Origin of the sequence: Streptomyces sp. NPDC048352, assembly GCF_040651895.1 — a bacterium.
In the GTDB taxonomy this organism is placed as follows: domain Bacteria; phylum Actinomycetota; class Actinomycetes; order Streptomycetales; family Streptomycetaceae; genus Streptomyces.
In genome coordinates, this window is record NZ_JBEZKZ010000014.1 from 65,536 (window position 1) to 83,572 (window position 18,037).

General features: G+C 69.8%; 14 protein-coding genes and 6 pseudogenes. 7 read left to right on the forward strand and 13 right to left on the reverse strand.

All coding sequences use genetic code 11. From position 1 onward, the window contains the following. Window positions 1-53 precede the first annotated feature (53 nt). The 3 genes and pseudogenes from AB0D45_RS10610 to AB0D45_RS10620 all read right to left on the reverse strand — a co-directional run. Window positions 54-3,030: pseudogene (locus AB0D45_RS10610) on the reverse strand (Tn3 family transposase). A 151-nt stretch (window positions 3,031-3,181) separates the two neighbouring features. Next, a complete protein-coding gene (locus AB0D45_RS10615; protein ID WP_362456947.1) occupies window positions 3,182-3,718 on the reverse strand; it encodes a GNAT family N-acetyltransferase in 537 nt (178 codons plus the stop codon). A 34-nt stretch (window positions 3,719-3,752) separates the two neighbouring features. Continuing rightward, window positions 3,753-3,905, reverse strand: a pseudogene (locus AB0D45_RS10620) (ATP-binding protein); the annotation flags it as partial. A gap of 80 nt (window positions 3,906-3,985) precedes the next feature. Here AB0D45_RS10620 and AB0D45_RS10625 point away from each other — a divergent pair. Continuing rightward, window positions 3,986-4,513: a GNAT family N-acetyltransferase gene (locus AB0D45_RS10625; protein WP_362456950.1), complete on the forward strand. Its 528-nt coding sequence runs from the start codon at window positions 3,986-3,988 to the stop codon at window positions 4,511-4,513. A gap of 1,147 nt (window positions 4,514-5,660) precedes the next feature. Here AB0D45_RS10625 and AB0D45_RS10630 read toward each other — a convergent pair. From AB0D45_RS10630 to AB0D45_RS10670, 9 genes and pseudogenes are all read right to left on the reverse strand, one after another. Next, window positions 5,661-6,530, reverse strand: coding sequence for an alpha/beta fold hydrolase (locus AB0D45_RS10630; protein WP_362456953.1), 870 nt, complete (start codon window positions 6,528-6,530; stop codon window positions 5,661-5,663). 22 nt (window positions 6,531-6,552) lie between these two features. Next, entirely contained in the window at window positions 6,553-7,305 is a 753-nt protein-coding gene (locus AB0D45_RS10635) for a class I SAM-dependent methyltransferase (protein ID WP_362457064.1), read from the reverse strand. A 12-nt stretch (window positions 7,306-7,317) separates the two neighbouring features. After that, window positions 7,318-8,529: pseudogene (locus AB0D45_RS10640) on the reverse strand (glycosyltransferase); the annotation flags it as partial. 115 nt (window positions 8,530-8,644) lie between these two features. Continuing rightward, window positions 8,645-8,902, reverse strand: coding sequence for a cupin domain-containing protein (locus AB0D45_RS10645; RefSeq protein WP_362456956.1), 258 nt, complete (start codon window positions 8,900-8,902; stop codon window positions 8,645-8,647). Beyond that, the gene (locus AB0D45_RS10650) at window positions 8,902-9,444 is read right to left on the reverse strand and encodes a VOC family protein (protein ID WP_362456958.1); all 543 of its coding nucleotides are present in this window, start codon (window positions 9,442-9,444) and stop codon (window positions 8,902-8,904) included. Before AB0D45_RS10650 ends, AB0D45_RS10645 begins: the two co-directional genes overlap by 1 nt. 57 nt (window positions 9,445-9,501) lie before the next feature. After that, window positions 9,502-9,777, reverse strand: a complete 276-nt coding sequence (locus AB0D45_RS10655) for a GNAT family N-acetyltransferase (RefSeq protein ID WP_362456960.1) — start codon at window positions 9,775-9,777, stop codon at window positions 9,502-9,504. 349 nt (window positions 9,778-10,126) lie between these two features. Beyond that, window positions 10,127-10,657, reverse strand: a pseudogene (locus AB0D45_RS10660) (GNAT family N-acetyltransferase); the annotation flags it as partial. 6 nt (window positions 10,658-10,663) lie between these two features. Next, entirely contained in the window at window positions 10,664-11,308 is a 645-nt protein-coding gene (locus AB0D45_RS10665; protein WP_362456962.1) for a hemerythrin domain-containing protein, read from the reverse strand. Next, window positions 11,305-11,802: a carboxymuconolactone decarboxylase family protein gene (locus tag AB0D45_RS10670; RefSeq protein ID WP_362456964.1), complete on the reverse strand. Its 498-nt coding sequence runs from the start codon at window positions 11,800-11,802 to the stop codon at window positions 11,305-11,307. Before AB0D45_RS10670 ends, AB0D45_RS10665 begins: the two co-directional genes overlap by 4 nt. 94 nt (window positions 11,803-11,896) lie before the next feature. Between AB0D45_RS10670 and AB0D45_RS10675 the strand changes: the two genes are divergently transcribed. The 3 genes and pseudogenes from AB0D45_RS10675 (at window position 11,897) to AB0D45_RS10685 (ending at window position 13,947) form a co-directional block, all read left to right on the forward strand. Then, a complete protein-coding gene (locus tag AB0D45_RS10675) occupies window positions 11,897-12,784 on the forward strand; it encodes a LysR family transcriptional regulator (protein ID WP_362456967.1) in 888 nt (295 codons plus the stop codon). 76 nt (window positions 12,785-12,860) lie between these two features. Continuing rightward, a pseudogene (locus tag AB0D45_RS10680) lies at window positions 12,861-13,363 on the forward strand (transposase family protein); the annotation flags it as partial. Window positions 13,364-13,506: 143 nt separating this feature from the next. Continuing rightward, the gene (locus tag AB0D45_RS10685; protein WP_362456969.1) at window positions 13,507-13,947 is read left to right on the forward strand and encodes a hypothetical protein; all 441 of its coding nucleotides are present in this window, start codon (window positions 13,507-13,509) and stop codon (window positions 13,945-13,947) included. Window positions 13,948-14,018: 71 nt separating this feature from the next. On the opposite strand, the gene AB0D45_RS10690 is transcribed toward AB0D45_RS10685, so the two are convergent. Beyond that, complete coding sequence (locus AB0D45_RS10690; RefSeq protein WP_362456972.1) at window positions 14,019-14,591, reverse strand: FAD-dependent oxidoreductase; 573 nt, start codon at window positions 14,589-14,591, stop codon at window positions 14,019-14,021. 314 nt (window positions 14,592-14,905) lie between these two features. On the opposite strand from AB0D45_RS10690, the pseudogene AB0D45_RS10695 reads away from it, so the two are divergent. The 3 genes and pseudogenes from AB0D45_RS10695 (at window position 14,906) to AB0D45_RS10705 (ending at window position 17,838) form a co-directional block, all read left to right on the forward strand. Next, a pseudogene (locus AB0D45_RS10695) lies at window positions 14,906-15,932 on the forward strand (bifunctional DNA primase/polymerase). Then, the gene (locus AB0D45_RS10700) at window positions 15,929-17,467 is read left to right on the forward strand and encodes a phage/plasmid primase, P4 family (protein WP_362456974.1); all 1,539 of its coding nucleotides are present in this window, start codon (window positions 15,929-15,931) and stop codon (window positions 17,465-17,467) included. Before AB0D45_RS10695 ends, AB0D45_RS10700 begins: the two are co-directional and overlap by 4 nt. Continuing rightward, window positions 17,464-17,838 carry a DUF6009 family protein gene (locus AB0D45_RS10705; RefSeq protein WP_362456976.1) on the forward strand — a complete coding sequence of 125 codons (375 nt, stop codon included), beginning with the start codon at window positions 17,464-17,466 and terminating at the stop codon, window positions 17,836-17,838. Before AB0D45_RS10700 ends, AB0D45_RS10705 begins: the two co-directional genes overlap by 4 nt. The last annotated feature ends 199 nt before the right edge of the window (window positions 17,839-18,037 follow it).

Below are 18,037 nucleotides of genomic sequence, written 5' to 3' on the forward strand. Positions count from 1 at the left end.
CTGCTTCCGTGCGCCCGTGACCGTGCGGTCCGGGGGTAGGGCCGGATACCGGCTCACTCCTGCACGGCGCCGTCGTCGTCCTCGTCCAGCTCGATCGCGTCCGGGTCGCGCAAGGGGCGCAGGGCGCCGGCGGCCGGGACGCTGGCGGTGAAGCTGTAGCGTCCCAGCAGGTTCAGATTGCGGTGCTTGAGCGGGGACAGGCGGGCGATGTCCTCGTCACGGATCTCGTGGCCTTCTGCCCGGAGCTGGGCGATGGCGGCGTCGATGTAGCGGGTCGTCCAGAGCACGATGGCGTTGAGGACCAGGCCGAGCGCGCCGAGCTGGTCCTCCATGCCGTCGCGGTACGCCTGGTGGATGGTGCCGCGCTTGCCGTGGCACACGTCCCGGGCGAGCTTGTGGCGGGACTCCTGCACGGTGAGCTGGCGGTTCATCTGACGGCGGTAGGTGTCGTCGACCGGGTCGACGACGCGCAGCAGGTGCTCGGTCTTGGCGATCCGGCCGTATTCGGCGAACGCCTGCCCCAGTGGGGTGGGGCGGCCCTCACGGCCGAACATGCGCAGCAGGTCGTAGGCGCGGACCTGGTTGGTGACCAGGGAGCCGGCGACCTTCAGCATGTCCGGCCAGTGCGTGATCACCTTGTTCAGGTTCACGCGGTTGCGGGCCAGGTCCTCCAGCGCGCCGTAGTGGCCGGTCTCGACGCCGGGCATGGTGGCCCGCCAGAACCGCTGGTCGTCCAGGTCGCGGAACCGGGGGCTGAAGTTGTAGCCGAGGATCTTGAACAGGCCGAACACCATGTCGGAGTACGAGGCGTTGTCGGTCGCCACCATCTCCGGCTTCACGCCGCCGTCGAGGTTCAGCAGCGCGTCCAGGATGTGCAGGGAGTCGCGCGGGGTGCCGGGGACGACCATCTGCCCGATGCCCGCGACCTGGTCGTTCACGGCGTTGAGCCAGGTGATGCCCCGCTTGAACCCGAAGTACTTCGGCGACGGCGCCGAACTGATGGTGCGGACAGGGACGACGAACCGCAGTCCGTCCACCGAGGCGAGCAGGCCCTCGCCCCAGAACTTCACGATGGGCACCGCAGCCTGGGCGGCGATCAGCGAGGCGTTCGCCGCGGCGATGGTGTCGGCGCGCAGGTAGTACTGGTCGACGTGCACGAGCCGGGCCCGGGTCAGGGCCTCGTAGCCGGGATTCACCACCGGGGCCAGGCCGATGTTGCACGCCTCGGACACCAGCAGCGCGACCACCGACGTGGGCAGGTCCTTCATCCGCGTTCAGCTTCACCCGCCCGTCGTCTTGCATCTCGATGGACACCTTCGCCGCCGGCCCCGCCTCCTGAAGCCGCTCGGCGAGCTGCTTCCACCCGGCGTCCAGACCCCGCACCAGCTCCGCCAGGTGCTCGGTGACGGCCATGTCCAGGCTCAGCCCGGCCAGGACGTCCTCCTCGACCGCGTCCCAGTCGGGCCCGTCCAACAGGCGGGCGCGCGGGTTGGACCAGCGGTGCGAGGGCGAGGCGAAGACGTCGCGGTTGTTCAGGGCCCGGTGCAGCTGCTCCAGCACGCACACCACGTACGCGTCCCGGTCCACCGCACCCTGCGGCAGATCGGGGTTGGCATACACCGCCTTGCGCCACGCCGGCGGCACGAGCCTGTCGTCCACCTCACGCGGCAGCAGCGGCTTGACGCCCGTCTTCCGCCGCGCCAGCGCCGGAAGACCGCGCACCCCGGCCAGGACCCGCTTGCCCGCGCTCGCCGCGTCCAGCGCCTTCGACTCGCCCAGCAGCGACAGGAAGGGGCGGACCGTGGCGTACCGGTTCGTGAGCGCGGCCCGCAGGGCGATCTCGGCCGAGTTCTCGTCCTCGGGCACCAGCGAGACGGCCGTGGCCGCCGCGGTCATCACGGCGGCGCGCGGGGCAACCTCTTCCACCGCAGCCCACAGCGCGGCCACGTCCAGCTCCGCGTCCTGTTCCTCGACCAGCTCCAGTTCCTCGAACAGCACCTTCGCGGCCCGCGCGAGCACCCGCGACGCCTTCTCAAGCTGCGGCAGCGTCGACAGCCGTTCCTTCTCCGTCTTCCGTTCCGCCGTGTTCAGCAGCCGGGTGGCCATCAGGACCTGGAAGAGGTCCAGGGCCTCATCGATCGCCTTCGCCTCGAGGTGCCGCATCACCGCGGTGAGCATCGCCGTGCGCTTGGGCTCCGCCGCCCGCTCCAGCAGCGGCGCCTTCGACCCCAGCGCGTACCGGGCCAAAGCAGCCATCCGGTTCGGCGGGACCTGCGACAGCCTCAACCGCCCCAGCCGGTACGCGCCGATCTCTTCCACCCGCTCCAGCGCGCGGGCGAACGCCGTGCCCGTCGTCCGCGTCGGTGGCCGGCGCAGCCGCTCCAGCTCCGAGAACCGTGAGCCCTCCGGCGTCTTCAATGTCGCCACCAGATCACCGGGCAGCGCCGGGTCCGCGCGGCGGGCCGCTCCCGCGACGGTGGCGTGCAGCCGCTTGTCCGCGACCTTCCGCACCTCCGACACCTGCCGGGCCAGCACGCTCACCCCAGGCAGCAGCACCCGGTTGCGGCGCAGCCAGCCCACCGCGTGGTCGAACAGCGCTTTGGGGCCCTCGGCGTGCGTCCAGGCCCGGCCGTGCAGGAACGTACGGAACCGCCGCGACCACTCCGCATCGTCGTACTCGTGGTACTCGTAGGCGTCCCGGATCTCCCACGCGTGCTCGTACGCCGTCTTCGACCGCTCGGTGTACCGCTTCACCACCGACGCATCCTCGATACCGAGCTGCGCGGCCAGATGCTCGACCACCGACCACGGCGCATCCAGCGGATCGTCCGGGAGAAACCGGCCGATGTAGCGAACCGTGCACATCTGGAGCGCGAAGCCCAGCTGGTGGTGCGCGGAGCGTCGCCGGGCGATCAGATCGCGGTCGACATCGTCCAGGAAGAAGAACCGCTCCAGCTCGGGGCGGGTCGGTTCCTCGGCGCACTTCCCGTACGCCTCAGCCTGCTCATCAGTCAGAAACTCCACTGGCACGAGCGGACCGTAGCCAGCCCTGGCGCCCGTCCGGCGATCTTTCCGCGAACCCCAGCGGAGCCTCCAGCCGGTGTGCTAGCCGACCATGATCATTCTCAGCGCCAACGACTGTACCGATGTTCCCCGAGGCCGGCCAAGGGCTCGCACCTGTTTAGGCCTCGGGCGGGAGGCTCTCGTCGTGGGCATCCGCCTTTGAGGTGCCGGGGGCGGGGAGGCACTCCATGAGTAGTTGGCTTCCCTGCGGGCTCACCGGGTGGAAGCCCGCCTTGGCCCAGGCCCGGATGGCGTGGGTGTTGGACGCTTCTGGGTCGACGGTCACTCGCGTCCAGCCCAGAACCGTCTGGAGATGCCGGACGAGCGCGCAGGCGGCGTCGGGTCCGAGGCCTCTGCCCTGAGCCTGGGGCAGAAGGACCATGTCGATGCCGCCCTGGCGGGGGCCGTCGGGCGCGTACTGGACATAGCCGACCGGGATGGTCTGGGCGAGGATCAGGAAGGACTCCACCTCGGGGCGGCGTCTTCCTGTGTACTTCGCGGCGACTTCCTCGCGGGTGAGGGCCTGGCCGCCCCAGTTCCGCACGAATTCGGGGTCGGCGAACCAGCGGGCGAGCAGAGGCAGGTGTGCCTCGGTTGCCGGGGTGAGGCAGGTCAGATCGCCTGCGATGACGCCGTCATCCGGCTTGCCGTGCATTGCTGTGCCTCTTTCGGCGGGGGTTCTTCCGGGTTCATTGTCCCAAGAAGAGGGCGTCCTGGGTGGCTTGGAAGCGGTAGGACTCGGTGCCGGTCTGGATCAGGGTGCAGCGGAAGGTGATCCGGTCGGCGATGGCCGCGCAGAGACGGGCGTCGCCGAAGGTCTTGTCCCATTCGGGGAAAGGGGAATTCGTGGCGACCGCGGGCTCAGCCCATACCCCCGCGCAATCCGATGGCGCGACGCAGCTCCGGCGTCAAGAATCGCCGGATGCATGAAGTGAAGCTGTCCGACGGGATCATCGCTCTGTCTCCCCTGTGCTTGGACGATGCCGAGGCGCACCTCGCGGGGGAGGATGAGCCGCTGGTTCGCTGGCTCAGCGGCGGTCCCGGCACACGCGAGGGCGTGGAAGCGTACATCCGCCACTGCCGGGAACAGTGGGAGACCGCCGGGCCACTCCGCGCTTTCGGCATTCGGGTAGGCGCCGATGAGACGCTCGCGGGGACGATCGACCTGCGGTTCGCAGCAGAGGGCTTGGCTCCCAGCCAGGTGAATGTCGCCTACGGCCTCTACCCGTCGTGGAGGGGGCGCGGCCTGGCCACCCGCGCGGTCCTCCTGGTCTCCCAGTACGCGGCAAGTGAGGGCGGGAAGGAGGCAGTGATCCGGGTAGAGCCGGAGAACGCCGCATCTGCCGCAGTCGCCCAGCGGGCGGGGTTCATCCCCGGCAAGCACACGCACGGCGAGGACGGGACACGTCTCGACTGGTACATCCGGGACCTGTGCATCGAGGCTCAGTGACGACCCCGCTGCCCCCAAGCCGACATGAGGGCGTTTCGCAACGCGCGACCAGCGATTAGGGGACAAGCCTTAGGCGACCTGCGTCGGCACCGGTTCCCTTCACGGTGACCGCAGCTCACCTCGCTCCGCTCGTCGTCGGCGTAGGTGAAGCCGGTGACGTACGGATGTCGGTCGGTGAGTCGTTTCGGTCCAGGCCGGGCACGGAGCCAGGGTCTGCATCATGCACACGACGTTGTCCTTCGCGGAGCAGGTCGAGGCCGCCCTCGGCCACCCGCACCGCCCATGTCCCCGTCGGCGTCCTCCAGGCCGCCGTCGCCGTCGCCCTGGCCGCCGAGTCCCTGGCGCAGGACCAGCACACCCGGGCCGCAGCCGGGGAGACCGTAGCAGCACTCCTCAACGCCATGGACAACCTCTGTCCCAACCGGCCGACGCAGCCGGGCAGGCGGACAAGACCAGCTGCTCCGCGCCCGCGCCCGGCGCCTCCCGTTGGGTACGCTGCTGCACCCCTCACCTGCACCCCACTTCTCCGCACTCCACGACCCCGGCCGCAGAACCTCTGCCCCCCTACTGCCTAAAGTCTGGGAACTCACCGGCCGTTCCAGGGCCGGTGACCTGCGGAGATACCTGATGAGTGAGGAACAATGTTTCCCCCATGCATCCCCTCTGGGAATCCCTTCTTGGATCCCCCGATGCATCCCCTCCTTGTCTCCCCCCTGAGTTCCTCGGCCGGGGCCGGCGGGCGCCTGTACGGTCTTCGCCGTGCCGAATTACGAGTCGGCGGCGGGCTCGTGGGCTGGGGCGGAACCGTGGTTCTCAAACGCGCGGGTTGCATCCGTGGGCGACCAGAGCGTCGGCGTAGCCGTGGCTCCAGTTTGCTCTGAGATGACGGGAAGAGGGTTGGGCGCTGTGCTGTCAGGTGACACTGAGCCTTTTCCAACCTCAGGTTGAGGCGTGGTGAAGGACAGAACGGTCTTCCCGGGCCGGCTCCGACCACCCGTGGACCGGCACGGGGGCCGGGTGACGGCCCCGGCTAAGGCCGTCACCCGGTAGCGGCGTCCGATCTCAGCGCCGGGGGCGGTCATGGGTGCGCCCCGCACGGGCGCTCGTTCCTCGTGGCTCCATCACCGATCCGCTCACGCCCGTCCGCTCACGCCGGAGCGGACGGGCCCGGGAGCGTTGCAAGGTCGGCCAGGACGCGGGCCGCCGGCGCCGGGTCGGCCAGCCACTTCAGGTGGCTGCTCGCCAGCGTGCGGACGTCGTACGGGTTGTCCGGCGTCAGCGCGTCGCCCTCGCGGATCAGACGGTCCTGCAGGGCGAGAGGCAGGCTCGTGTCGTCGGCCAGGCGGATGTAGGTCTTGGGGATGCGGCCCCAGGTCGCGGCCTCGGCCCGGTCGGCGGAGCTGCCGACGTCCAGGTTCTCGTCGGGCTGGAAGGTGTTCAGGAAGGTGAGGAACTGCTCGTCGGTGCCGTCGGCGAAGAAGGCCGCCTTGAGCGCGGCGAGCACCTCCGGGTTCGCGGTGCGGAAATTGACGCGGAGCAGGCCGAGCTCGGCGGGGTTTCCGGCCAGCACCGAGGCGAGGGCGGTGAGGTCGACCGTGGCCATCTCCGGCTGGGCGTAGTAGTCGTTGACGTCGAGGTCGACCGGGCACCAGGCCGAGACGTAGACGATGCGGTCGATCAGATCCGGGCGGGCGTTGGCCGCGGCCGTGGCGGTGACACCGCCGCGGCTGTGGGCGAGGAGGATCACGGGGCCGTTCCGCTTGGCCCGTTCGAGGATCCCGATCAGGTGCGCCGCGTTGTCGGCGAGCGTCACGCCCTTGATCGAGCCGGGTGCGGTGGCGAGCCCCCCGGGGTCCTGAGGTGCCTGGTAGGCGCGGGTGAAGGTCGCCTGGAACCCGTGGCCGGGCAGGTCGACGGCGACCGAACGGTGCCCGAGGAGGCCGAGCTCCGCCTGGAGGGGCGCGAAGGAGAAGGAGTTCGCGAAGGCTCCGTGGACCAGTACGAACGTCGGTTGCATCTGTGTATTCACTTCCGGGTATTCACTTTTCGGTCGTCATGACAGGTGTCTCACGCAGGACCAGGCAGAGGAAGCCGAAGCTGTCCCGGTACCCGTGCAGCCAATGCGAACGCTGAGCGGTAGCTGTCTCCAGCACCTGGGCGCCCGCCGGATCCGCCGGGTGGTCCAGCGCCCAGCCGGCCAGCGAGCCCCAGCAGGCCCACTCGTAGGCGTCCAGCTCGCTGCGGGTGCTGACATGACCATGGACAGGGGTCCAGCCGTCGGCGACGACGCGGTCCACCGTGGTCGCCAGGTCGTCGAGGTCACCGAACGCCTCGACCGCCGCCGGCGAAGGGGCGCGGTCCCAGAACGACTCGCCGATCAGGACGCGGCCGCCGGGGGCCAGGTGCTTGCGGGCCGCCGCGAGGGTGGGGAGGAGACCGCCGAAGGCATGCGTGGCGCCGATACTGATCACCACGTCGAACGGCTGCTCGGAGACGAAGTCCGCGGCCTCCTGGTGGTGGAGGACCAGGCGCTCCTCGACCTCGAGTTCGCTCGCTGCCCGACGGGCCCGGGTCAGCGCGACCTCGGAGACGTCGACGCCCTCAGCGTGCAGGTGCGGGCGGGTCGCCAGGGCGCGCAGAAGCCATTCCGCGGTGCCGCATCCGAGGTCGAGCACGCGCTCGTCGCCCTGCGGGAGGGCGCGTTCGAGCAGCGCGCCGACCGAGTCGTCGTCGAGCGGGGCCTTGATCGGGTGGTCGGCGTGCGCGATGTCGGAGATCTGTTCGCGGCTCACCGGTGCGGCGGGTGCCGTGTCAAGGAGTAGTTTCGCGGCCACCGCCGTTCCGTCGCCCCGGACCGTGCCCGCGACGGCCTTCGCTCTGGCTGCGGTCTCGGGAGCCAGCGCCGTGCTGAGCGCGGCCGACAGGGACTCGAAGGTCGGGACCGGGCCGTCGTGGGCCGCGCCGATGCCCAGTGCGGCGACCTGGGCGGCCCAGTGCGGCTGGTCCACGAACTGCGGCACCACGACCTGGGGCGCGCCGGCCCGGGCGGCCGTCGTCGTGGTGCCCGCGCCGCCGTGGTGGACGACGGCGGCCACCCGGGGGAACAGCGCCTGGTGGTTGAGGTCACCGACGGCGAAGCAGTCGTCCGCGTCGTCGACCAGGCCCAGGTCGGCCCAGCCGCGCGAGACCAGTACGCGCCGGCCCTGCGCGCGGACCGCCTCGACGGTCACGCGGGCGACGTCCGTCGCGGCACGCATCGGCATGCTGCCGAAGCCCACGAACACCGGCGGTGTGCCGGCGTCCAGGAACTCCTCCAGGTCGGTCGGCAGCGGGCGCTCGTCCGGCAGGATCCACGCGCCGGTCTGCACGAGTTCGAGGTCCGTCAGCTCCTGCCACGGCCCCAGGACCGGATCCGCCGCCAGCCACGGCCGGTCGCCGAAGACGTGGTCGCGGACGTTGTCCACCGGCGGCAGCCCGATCTCCGCCCGGTGGGCGTTGAGCGGCGCGAGGTACAGCGCGTTCACCTTCCGGACGTCCAGGTCCCACAGCGCCCGGTTGTCGGTCATGTCGATGCCGTCGGTGGAGATCTCCGGGCCCGGCCGTGACCCCGGCGGATAGTTCGTTGACGGCATCTCGAACGGGTGGAAGCAGGCGTACACGTAGCGGATGCCCAGCTTCTCGGCCACCGACCGGGCGCCGGCCGGCATCAGGCCGCTCGCCACCAGCACGTCGCATCCCTCGGCCGCCGTGGCGACCGTGCCGAAATGCTCTGCGACCAGCTCGGCCGTGAACTCGGTGGCGAAGTCGGGAGACGGCGGTGTGCCGGTCACCAGCGGGCGCACCGGCCGGCCGAACGGCACGTGTTCCACGCCGACACCGGCCAGCAGCTGGGCGAACTCCTCGTCCGGAGGCGCGCACACCCGTACCTCCGCGCCGAGTTTCCGCAGCTGTGCCGCGAGGGCGGCCGGCGGCATGATGTCGCCGCGTGACCCGTAGGCCATGATCAGCACACGCATGTTCGTCGTTCTCTTTTCTGTGTACTCCGGCCTCGGCCGGTGATGGTGCGGGACGGCTCCGGTTCGCTCCGGAAGCCGCCGGGAGACGGGCTGGGCTGGTGTGCGGCGGCCGCGGTCACCGGGCCCAGGGAAGCTCGCGGTTGCCCTCGGTGCCGGGAACCGAGGCGACTCCGTCGGAGCGCATCGAGACGTGGGCCTCGGCCCGCTCCGGGGCGTGGATCCGGCGGACGAGGGTCGGCGGCAGGATCAGGCTCTGGCCGGCCTGCACCTTCTCGGTGCGGCCGTCGCAAATCACCTCCAGCGCGCCCGCGGTGACCGTCCAGACCTGCTCGCGGCTGATGGAGTGCTCGGGTCCGGTCGCACCGGCTTCCATCACGACCGTCCAGTGCTGAGTTCGGCGCTGCCGCGGCTGGGGGCGGCGAGGCCGGTCATGGTGGCGTTCGGGGAGACGGTGACGTCGTCGGCCGAGGGAGTGATCACCTGAACGACGGTGCCTTCGCTTCCGCCTGCGCTCCCGTTCCCGTCCGCGCCGGGACCGGGAACGGCCCATTCGACAAGCTGGACGACGATCCCGTTGGGGTCGGTCATCTGGAACAGCCGCTCACCCCAGGGCTCTTCCCGCAGGGGCATGGTGATGGGGGCGCCCGCCGCGCGCAGCCGGGCCTCCTCCGCGGCGAGGCCGGTGACCGTGAGCGCGACGATCAGCCCGCCCGCCTCCTGGTCCCGCTGCTCGGCGGGTAGGACGTTGGTCCCCTTGCGGAGCAGGACGATGTCGACGGCGGCGCCCTCGCGGGTCAGCGAGCAGAAGCCGTCTTCGGCCATGGCGACTTCGTAGCCGAGGTGAGTGCGGAAGAAGTCGCGGGAGGCGTCGACGTCGGCGACGGTCAGGGAAAGGGTGGATGCGGACACGTGCATGACAGCTCCTGGGAAGGTGTGCGCTGTGGTGAGTGAGGAGTGGGGGCGGTACGGGGATCAGGCCGCGGGTACGTCGAGCTGGAACTCGCGGGTGCGCCGGTAGGAGCGGAACCCCAACCGGTGGTTGACGGCCAGCATGTGGACGTTGTCCTCGGCGTTGTCAGTCTCGATCTCGACGACACCGGGGTGCTCGGCGCGCAGCCTGCGCACCATGGCGGCCTTGAGCCACAGCCCGAGGCCATGGCCGCGGTGCGCGGGCACAACCGCCGTGTCGTACTGCTGCGCCCGGGGCGCCGCGCCCTGCGGGAGCAGGATCTCGGTGTATCCGGCCATGGCGCCGTCGTCGTGGACGGCGGCGAGGGTCAGCAGGGTGTCGCGCGCGGTCGGCTATCAGCTGGGCCATGGCCCGTACCCGGTCGGCGTCCCAGTGCTCGGTGCCGTAGTCCAGGTCTCCGGTGGGCATGTCGTTCATCGCGTTCTTGGCAGTGGCGAAGGCGGCGGCGAGGTCGGTGGGCACCGTGCCGGTCCAGCCCGTCAGCCGGTAGCCGGCGTGCTCGGCCTCGGCAGTCTGGAGAACGGCCTCGTCCAACTGGTCCAGGTGCAGGATCAGATGGTTCAGGGCCAGTGCCTGGCGGAAGTGCCGCTCTTCGCAGAAGGCTTCGCCCGGGCTGTCGGCCGCCGTTTCGACGATCAGGCTGCGCCGGTCCTCGGCCCGGCAGGCCGCCACGACCGCGGACAGCAGAAGGGAGCCGGTGCCCAGGCGCCGGTGTGCGGGGTCGACGTGGAGTTCCAGTTCGGCCAGGTGATCCCGCCCCGGCGAGGTGAACAGCCGCAGGCCCGCGACTCCGACCGGGCTGCCCTCCGCCCTGGTGGCCAGCCAGGTCAGCCGGTGGCTGTTCAACGTGGGCTTGGTGAGTTGGGCGTGGATCTGCTCAGGGCCGGGAGGCGGTACGTCCGGCAGGTCGTGAGCCATCGAGGCGGCGACGACCCGGTGCCAGGCGGCAGCGTCGGCGGCCGAGACGTCGTGGAGCGGGGTGAGGCGGATGTGCTCGGACAAGGGGATGACTCCAGGATTCTTCCGGGGGAACGTAAGTCCGGGTTTCGGACGTTGCGCAGGCATGCTGTGCGCACGACTGCGGGGCCGGAGAACCACCCACGGATGGCGTCGGGCCCTGCGACATCGGCCGACCCGACGCTCTGCGGGGCGCGGCATTCGGTGTCAGTGCGTCGGGGCGGTGCCAGGACTCCAGCGGTCCAGGACGGTGTAGACCGGGGCCCACTCGGCGGTGTAGGCGGTGCGGACGGATGCGGGCAGGGGAGCGAGCAGCTTCGCCGCTGTCCGCTCGTCGGTGCCGTCCAGCAGCCACGGCAGCATCAGCGGTGCGTCCGGGTAGATCAGCTGGGCTTGGACCTGACGGAAGCGGCCCCAATGCTCGGCCGTCAACGCCCGCCGGACCAGCGGCAGGGCCGCGTCCTCCTCGTGCTTGAGGTGCCCTGCCAGGCCGGTGGCCAGTGCGTCGATCAGTATGCCCAACCCCAGCTGGTCGACCTCGGGCTCGGCGAGCGCCGCGTCGATGGCCTTGATCAGCGGGACGATGGCGGCGTGTTCGGCCTCCATCGCCTCCAGAAGAGCCAGGTCCTTCGGGCGGCCTGCCAGACGTCCGCGCAACACCGGCCACAGGGCCTCGTCCTCGGCCGTGTGGTGGGCGTGGAGAGCCTTCTTGAACAGCACCCATCCGGCGGTGGCCGGTAACTGCCCGGGGTCACGGTCCGCGCCGGTGGTCATCCGGTCCAAGTGGGCCAGCTCCCGGCGCAGGGCATCGTGCATCGCGTACATCACGGTCAGGTCGAAGGCATCGCTCATGGCCGGCGTCGGCTCCAGGACACGCTGGCCGGTTCACGGACCGCGATGGTGCGGCAGTCGAACATATTGGTCACGCCGATCGACAGGATCAGGGCGGACAGCTGCTGCTCGTCGAAGTGCGCGGACAACTGCTCCCACAGCTCGTCCGGCACGGCGTCCCGCACCGCGTCGGGTACGGCGTCCGAGGCCAGGTCGGCCAGCCGCGTGACCTCCTCGGCCAGCTCCAGCGCGGCCCGCTCGGCATCGGTGAAGAACGGTGCCTCCCTCCAGGCGGCCACCGCCGCCACCCGCTCGTCGCTCTCGCCCGCCCTGCGCAGGTTCCGCACGTGAGTGTGCACGCAGTCACCGCAGCCGTTGACCTGGCTGGCGCGCAGAGCCACGATCTCCGGCAGCTGCTCGGAGAGGGCGCCCTGGTTGACCGACTTGAAGTAGCTGCCGATGCTCGTGAGCGCGTCCGGCAGGACGAGTGCCGGGTCCTTCACTCGTGATTGCATGCCCTCAACCTTCCTGCGGGCCGCAATGATGATCAATGTAAACTTCCGCGCGGTTCGATAACCGCTGGGTTATCGACGGGGGGCTGGGGGGCCGGTGGAGCTGCGGGACATCGAGATCTTCCTGGTGCTGGCGGAGGAGCTGCATTTCGGCCGGACGGCACAGCGGCTGCACGTCTCCCAGGCGCGCGTCAGTCAGGCCATCAAGAAGCAGGAGCGGCGCATCGGCGCCGAGCTGTTCACCCGCACCAGCCGCAAGGTGTTCCTGACGGAGGTCGGCCGACAGTTCCGCGACGATCTCCAGCCGGTCTACGCGGGCCTGCACGAATCGCTGGAGCGCGCCCGGCTTGCTGCCCGCGGCATCACAGCTCAGCTCCGCGTCAGCATGATGCCGTTCAACATGGCTGATCTGCACCCGTACTGGACGGCGTTCCGCGCGCGGAATCCGCAGTGCGAACTCCAGATACGCCTGGAGACCTTCAACGATGTGTTCGGCCGGCTGCGTTCCGGCGCCACGGATGTCCTTGTCGTCTGGCTGCCGGTGGAAGAGCCGGACCTCACCGTCGGTCCGACCTTCTGCACCGACTCCCGGGTCCTGGGCGTGCCCTCCAACCACCGCTTCACGCAACGCGACTCCGTTCCGCTGGAGCTGCTCGCCGAGTTCCCGCACGCCACCGCCCTCGACGTGCCGGACTATTGGGAGGACAGCTACCTGCCCTTCCACACCCCGCGAGGCCGGCGGATCGAGCGCATCAAGACGGCGGACAATTCCGACGAGCTGGTCAGCCTTATCGGTATGGGCGACATCATCCACACGTTCCCTAGCCATGTCACCAGGTACTGGGGCATGTCCCACATCCGGTGGCTGCCCATCCCCGAGATCGGGACCTTGACCTTCGCCCTGGTCTGGCGGACGGAAGCCGAGAACGACCTCATCCGTGCCCTGGCCGACACGGTGCGAGATCTCGGCGTCTTCCACTTCTGACGCAACCTGCGGCGCGGAACTCCGCTTCGGAACCGGTCCGCCGACCAAGATCACCCAAATCCGCCAGGAGCTTCGCGTGCTTGCCTACCCGTCGTCGATCGACCTGTCCAGCCGCACCCTGCGCTTCCTGACCCAACGGCTGCGTGCCCGGCAGCGAGGGATCGGGACCCGATGGCGACCTCTGCTCGTCCTTGCCCACCTGCGGTGCGGGGACACCTACGCGCGGCTCGCCGCCGGGTTCGGCATCGGCGTCGCGACCGTGTACCGATACATACGTGAGGTGATCGACGTCCTGGCCGCCGCCGCGCCGCCCCTGACTGAGGCGATGAAGACCGTACGGACGAAAGCCTTCGTGATCCTGGACGGCACCATGCTGCCGATCGACCGGATTGCTACCGACGCCCCGTACTACTCCGGCAAACACAAGCGCCACGGCATGAACGTCCGGGTCCTCACCGATCCGTTCGGCCGACTGCTGTGGCCTCGCCGGCCTTGCCCGGATCAACCCATGACCTGACGGCCGCACGGTTCCACGGCATCATCGACGCGCTCGCCGAGGCCGACGTGAAGTGCTGGGCGCCTGCCTTGCTGCGGTAGCGCTCGCCGTGGATCCGCAGGCCCCGGGCCAGAGCGCGGTTCAGCCGTTGAGGCGGTGGCAAGGCCGCGTAGGAGTCGGCGGCCCGGTCGAAGTCGTAGTAGCCCACCAGCACACCCTTGCCGGTGTGCAGCCCGTGGGAGGGGTACCAGATCTGCCGGATATCCAGATCGGTCGTGGTGATACCGCCGTAGATCCGTTCTGTGGTCTCCCACCATCGGTCGGCGTATTCGATACCCAGCTTGCCCGCGGATGTCAGGCGTGCGGTGGACAGGGCGTTGCGTACCCGGCGGTCGAGGTTGTGGGTGATGCCGGACCACAGGTGGGGCGGGAGGGCGGCCACGCAGAAATCCGCCCGCACGTGATGGTCCTGTCCCCTGACGTCATGGTCCACCGCTTCGACGCCGTCCTCCCGGCTGGTGAGCTGCCACACCCGGGCCTGGCAGCGGACCCTGTCGAAACCGATGGCCCCCATCAGCGTCAGGATGATCCCGTCCGCTCCACCGACGACCTGAAAGAGGGCCATGGCCTGCTCACACCCCACCCCGAAACTGAAAGCGTGCCCTGAGGGGCCCTCGAGATCCATCGGTAGCGCCGACGGGGCAGTACCCGGCGTCCCGGGTGCGCTGGCTTCCCGGCTCAGATCGTGGTCGCAGGCGGCGCCGAACCGGCGGAGGTATTCCAACAGGAAGTAGCGCTCGTGTCTGTGAGGTGGGCATCCAGCCTGTCCTGGTTAGAGACCTTGGCGAGGAGTTCGTGGACGTATCCGAGGGTGTCCGCGTTCGCTGCGCCGCGCCGCACCGGCTTGCGGCCTCCGTCTGCGCCGTCGGCGGCCTGGGCTGCATGCGCGCGGTATCCCGCACACATCTCCACGGGTACGGCAAGCTCGCGGCAGTAGTCCATGGGCAGCATCCACTGGGCGAACCGGGCGGCACCAGCCTTGAAAAACTGGCCCGGCGAGAAGTGGGCGCGCTGGACGAACCCGCTGCTCTCCCGCTCCACGGTGCCTGCCCGGACCGTCCAGTTCCTGCCGCCCGGGCGGTCCTTGGCTTCCAGGACCACACAATCGTATCCGGCCTTGCCTAGCTCATACGCAACGGTGAGGCCTGCAACTCCCGAGCCCAGGACGAGGACGCTGGGAGCGGCCCGGCCTGTCACTGACAGGTCCGCGCGGGCAGGTGCGCGGAAGGGGGCGCTTTGTGGGCCAGGCATCAGTCCCAGGGCGCTGAGCTAGTCAGGGCCGTTCCCGGACCGGTGCGGGCCCCTACCGCCTGCACCACCTTTCTCCGGGTGACTGGCTCTGATGTCACTGCATCCTCCGATACAGGCCGGTCCCGGCCTTGGGGGAACATCGGTACAGCCGTTATCGGTGAGATTGATCTTGCTGGCTACTCGGTCTCGGCGAGCTGGAGGACCTGGTCCTGGAGACGCTGCCGGGGGTCGGCTTCCTCCGGCATGAGCGGGTCATCCGGACGCCGGATGCGGACTCGGCGGGGACGGGGGATCGTTCGGTCGCTGGGCTGCGTCTGGCTCGCTGGTGCGCTGGAAGCGGCTGGCCCGTCCACCCACTCGCCCCGGGACGCAAGACACCCGCCGCGAACTGCCGGGCGTGCAACGAGACCGGGCACACCCACACTGACTGCCCCTGCCAGGCAGCCGGTCGGTGGTGCCACGGATTTCATGCGGCCACCCTGGACTACGACCGTATCGAGCAGTGGTGGGGAGCTGACTCTGCTTTTGGTGTAGGCGTAGCCTGCGGCCCCGCAGGGCTGGTCGTCATCGACATCGACGCACACGAAGGGGCCCTACCACCACGTGACCGGGTGCTCCCAGGCATCCCGATCGGCGAGCACGTTGACCTGTCGGGCATGACTACCGGCTTTCACTCCCTGGCCGTACTTGCAGCGCTCAGGGGCGAGTCCAGTCCTGCCGAGGACGCTTCCACCCTCCGGGTCCGCACGCCTTCCGGAGGCATGCGTCTGGTACCGCGCCACCGACGGCCGACGCTGGCAGTGCTCCACCGGCTCGGGCAAGCGTGGGCTGGCATGGCAGGTCGACGTACGAGCCCATGGGGGATACATCATTGCGCCCGGGACAACCACCACCGCCGGCACCTACACCCCCGTCGGCAAGGAACGTCGGCCTGCTCCACTGCCCGCCTGGCTTGCCCAAGAACTCCAGCGCACCGGGCACCTGCCGGCCCCGCACATCCCTGCGCCGCGGCCGGTGCCGCCCCGTGCCCAGCAGGCCGTCCTCGCGGCCGGCGGTGGCCTTGACCAGACCTCACGTCTGTTGGCCGCACTCCTGACCGAAGTCGCCGCCTGCTCCCAAGTGACGGAAGGTGCCGGATTCACGGAAAAACTGAACCGCGCGGCCTACACCCTCGGCGGCCTCGCAGCCGCCGGCCACCTGACCGTCGCCGCAGCCGAGGCAGGCCTGAGGGAGACCGCGGAAGCGGCCCGCCCCGGCCAGACACATCGCACCGAACAGATCATCCGCAGCGGCATGGCCGCCGGCGCCAAGCGCCCCCTGCACCTCGGAGGACGCCGGTGACCCCCGTACCCGAAACCGAGGGTGTCCTCTTCGACTTCGACCCCGAGGCGATTGCCGCGCAGATCCTGGCACAGGTCACACCAGCACCCGCACCCCTGCCCGCTCAGAGCGCTGGCCAGCAGGCGCTCGACGGCCGGGACCTGGATCACGCATCTCCTGCCGGACTCCTTCCCGACACCCTCAGCGACCGCGGCAACGCGAAGTTGTTCGTACGCCTCTACGCAGGTGACTACCGGCACGTCCCAGGACTGGGCTGGTACCGCTGGGACACCACCCGCTGGCAGGTCGACGAGGACGACACCGTCGTTTGGGCCGCCGGCGACCTGGCGGAAGCCATCGCCACCACAGACCCGCGCGGCATTCACAGCAACCAGGCTCTCCAGAAGCACCGACGTAGAGCTCTGTCCACCTCCGGCATGAACGCCATGCTCACTCAGGCCAAGTCCGCCCCCGGCATGGTCCTGCGGGCGGAACTCCTCGACGCCGACCCCTATGCGCTGTGCACCCCGGCAGGCATCGTCGACCTGCGGACCGGACTGATCCGCACCCCCCGTCCCGACCAGGACTTCCACTCCCGCTCGACGTCCACCGGCCCCAAGGCGCAGCCCACCCCGCGATGGAACCGCTTCCTCACCGACACTTTCGGCGACGACGCCGAAGGCCGCGAGATGATCGACTTCCTGCACCTGATGCTCGGCTACTCCATCACCGGTGACGTCGGCGCCCAGGTCATGCCCTTCCTGTTCGGATCAGGCAAGAACGGCAAGTCCGTCCTCCTGGACGTCCTGATGAAGCTGCTGGGCGACTACGCGGACGCTGCCCCGCCAGGCTTCCTGATGGCCCGCACCTTCGACGGCCACCCCACCGAGCTCGCCGAACTCCACGGGCGACGCGTCATCGTCTGCTCCGAGGTGAAGCCCGGCGACAAATTCGACGAGGCCCGCGTCAAGCTCCTCACCGGCGGCGACCGCATCAAGGCCCGCCGGATGCGCCAGGACTTCTTCTCCTTCGCGCCCACCGACAAGCTCTGGCTGATCGGCAACCACCGCCCCGAAGTCGGTACCGGCGGCTTCGCGTTCTGGCGGCGCATGCGCCTGGTCCCCTTCGAGAAGGTCGTCTCCGACGACCGTAAGATCGACAACCTCGCCGACATCCTCGTCACCGAGGAAGGCCCCGGCATCCTCGCCTGGCTCATCGACGGAGCCCGCCGCTACCTCGTCGGCGAGAAGGACTTGACCGGCCCCGAGCCGGTCCGCATCGCGACCACCGCGTACGCGGAGACCGAAGACCACACGGGCCGATTCTTCGAGGAATGCTGCACCTTCCACAGCGACCACCGGGCCGAGCAAGCCCGCCTCTACAACGTCTACCGCACCTGGTGCCAGATTGAAGGCGCGCCCACCATCTCCTCCCGCGCGTTCGCGGCCCGGGCACGCGAACTGGTTGGCCTCGCCTCACCCAAAGAAATGATCTTGTCCAACTCCAAGAAGTACTACCCCGGCATCGGACTGCTCGCCGAAGAGGAGAACGCATGAGCTCGCTCATCTCCGACGACGAGATCCACCACGAAATCGACCTCGTCTGGCTCGAGGACGTCACCGCCCTCGACTACGTCCGCCAGAGCCTGGACCGACTGCCCACCCGCCGGGGCAAGCCGGCCTATCACCGCGACGGCCGCCTCGTCAGCTACGCCCAGCTCGGCCCGGACGCCAAGCCCTCGCGCTCCAGCGGAACCTTCCGACGCCGCGTCTTCTGGCTCCTGCCGCACGACCGCGACACCGCCCCGGACGGCCTCTACGCCTCCGGAGCCCCAGCCGAGGCTGTAGACCCGACCACCCTTTCCGCAGGCAGCAAGGGCAGGAAGACCGAGCGTTCCGAGCGCCCGGTGCCAGCCGCCCAGACGTGATGGACATCATCCCGCCATGGTGGCCGGATGATGTCGAAAGTTGAGTCGCTTCGGTCGCTGTCGTGCGGCTGATGGGCCTCTGATCTGCGACTTTCCGTAGCGACTCAAGGAAAGGAGAGTCCCTTGTGGCCAGCCCGGGTTAGGACCAGCCCCTGGGTGACGCTGTGCCGGACACGTCCCACTGCGAACGGCGTGCCCT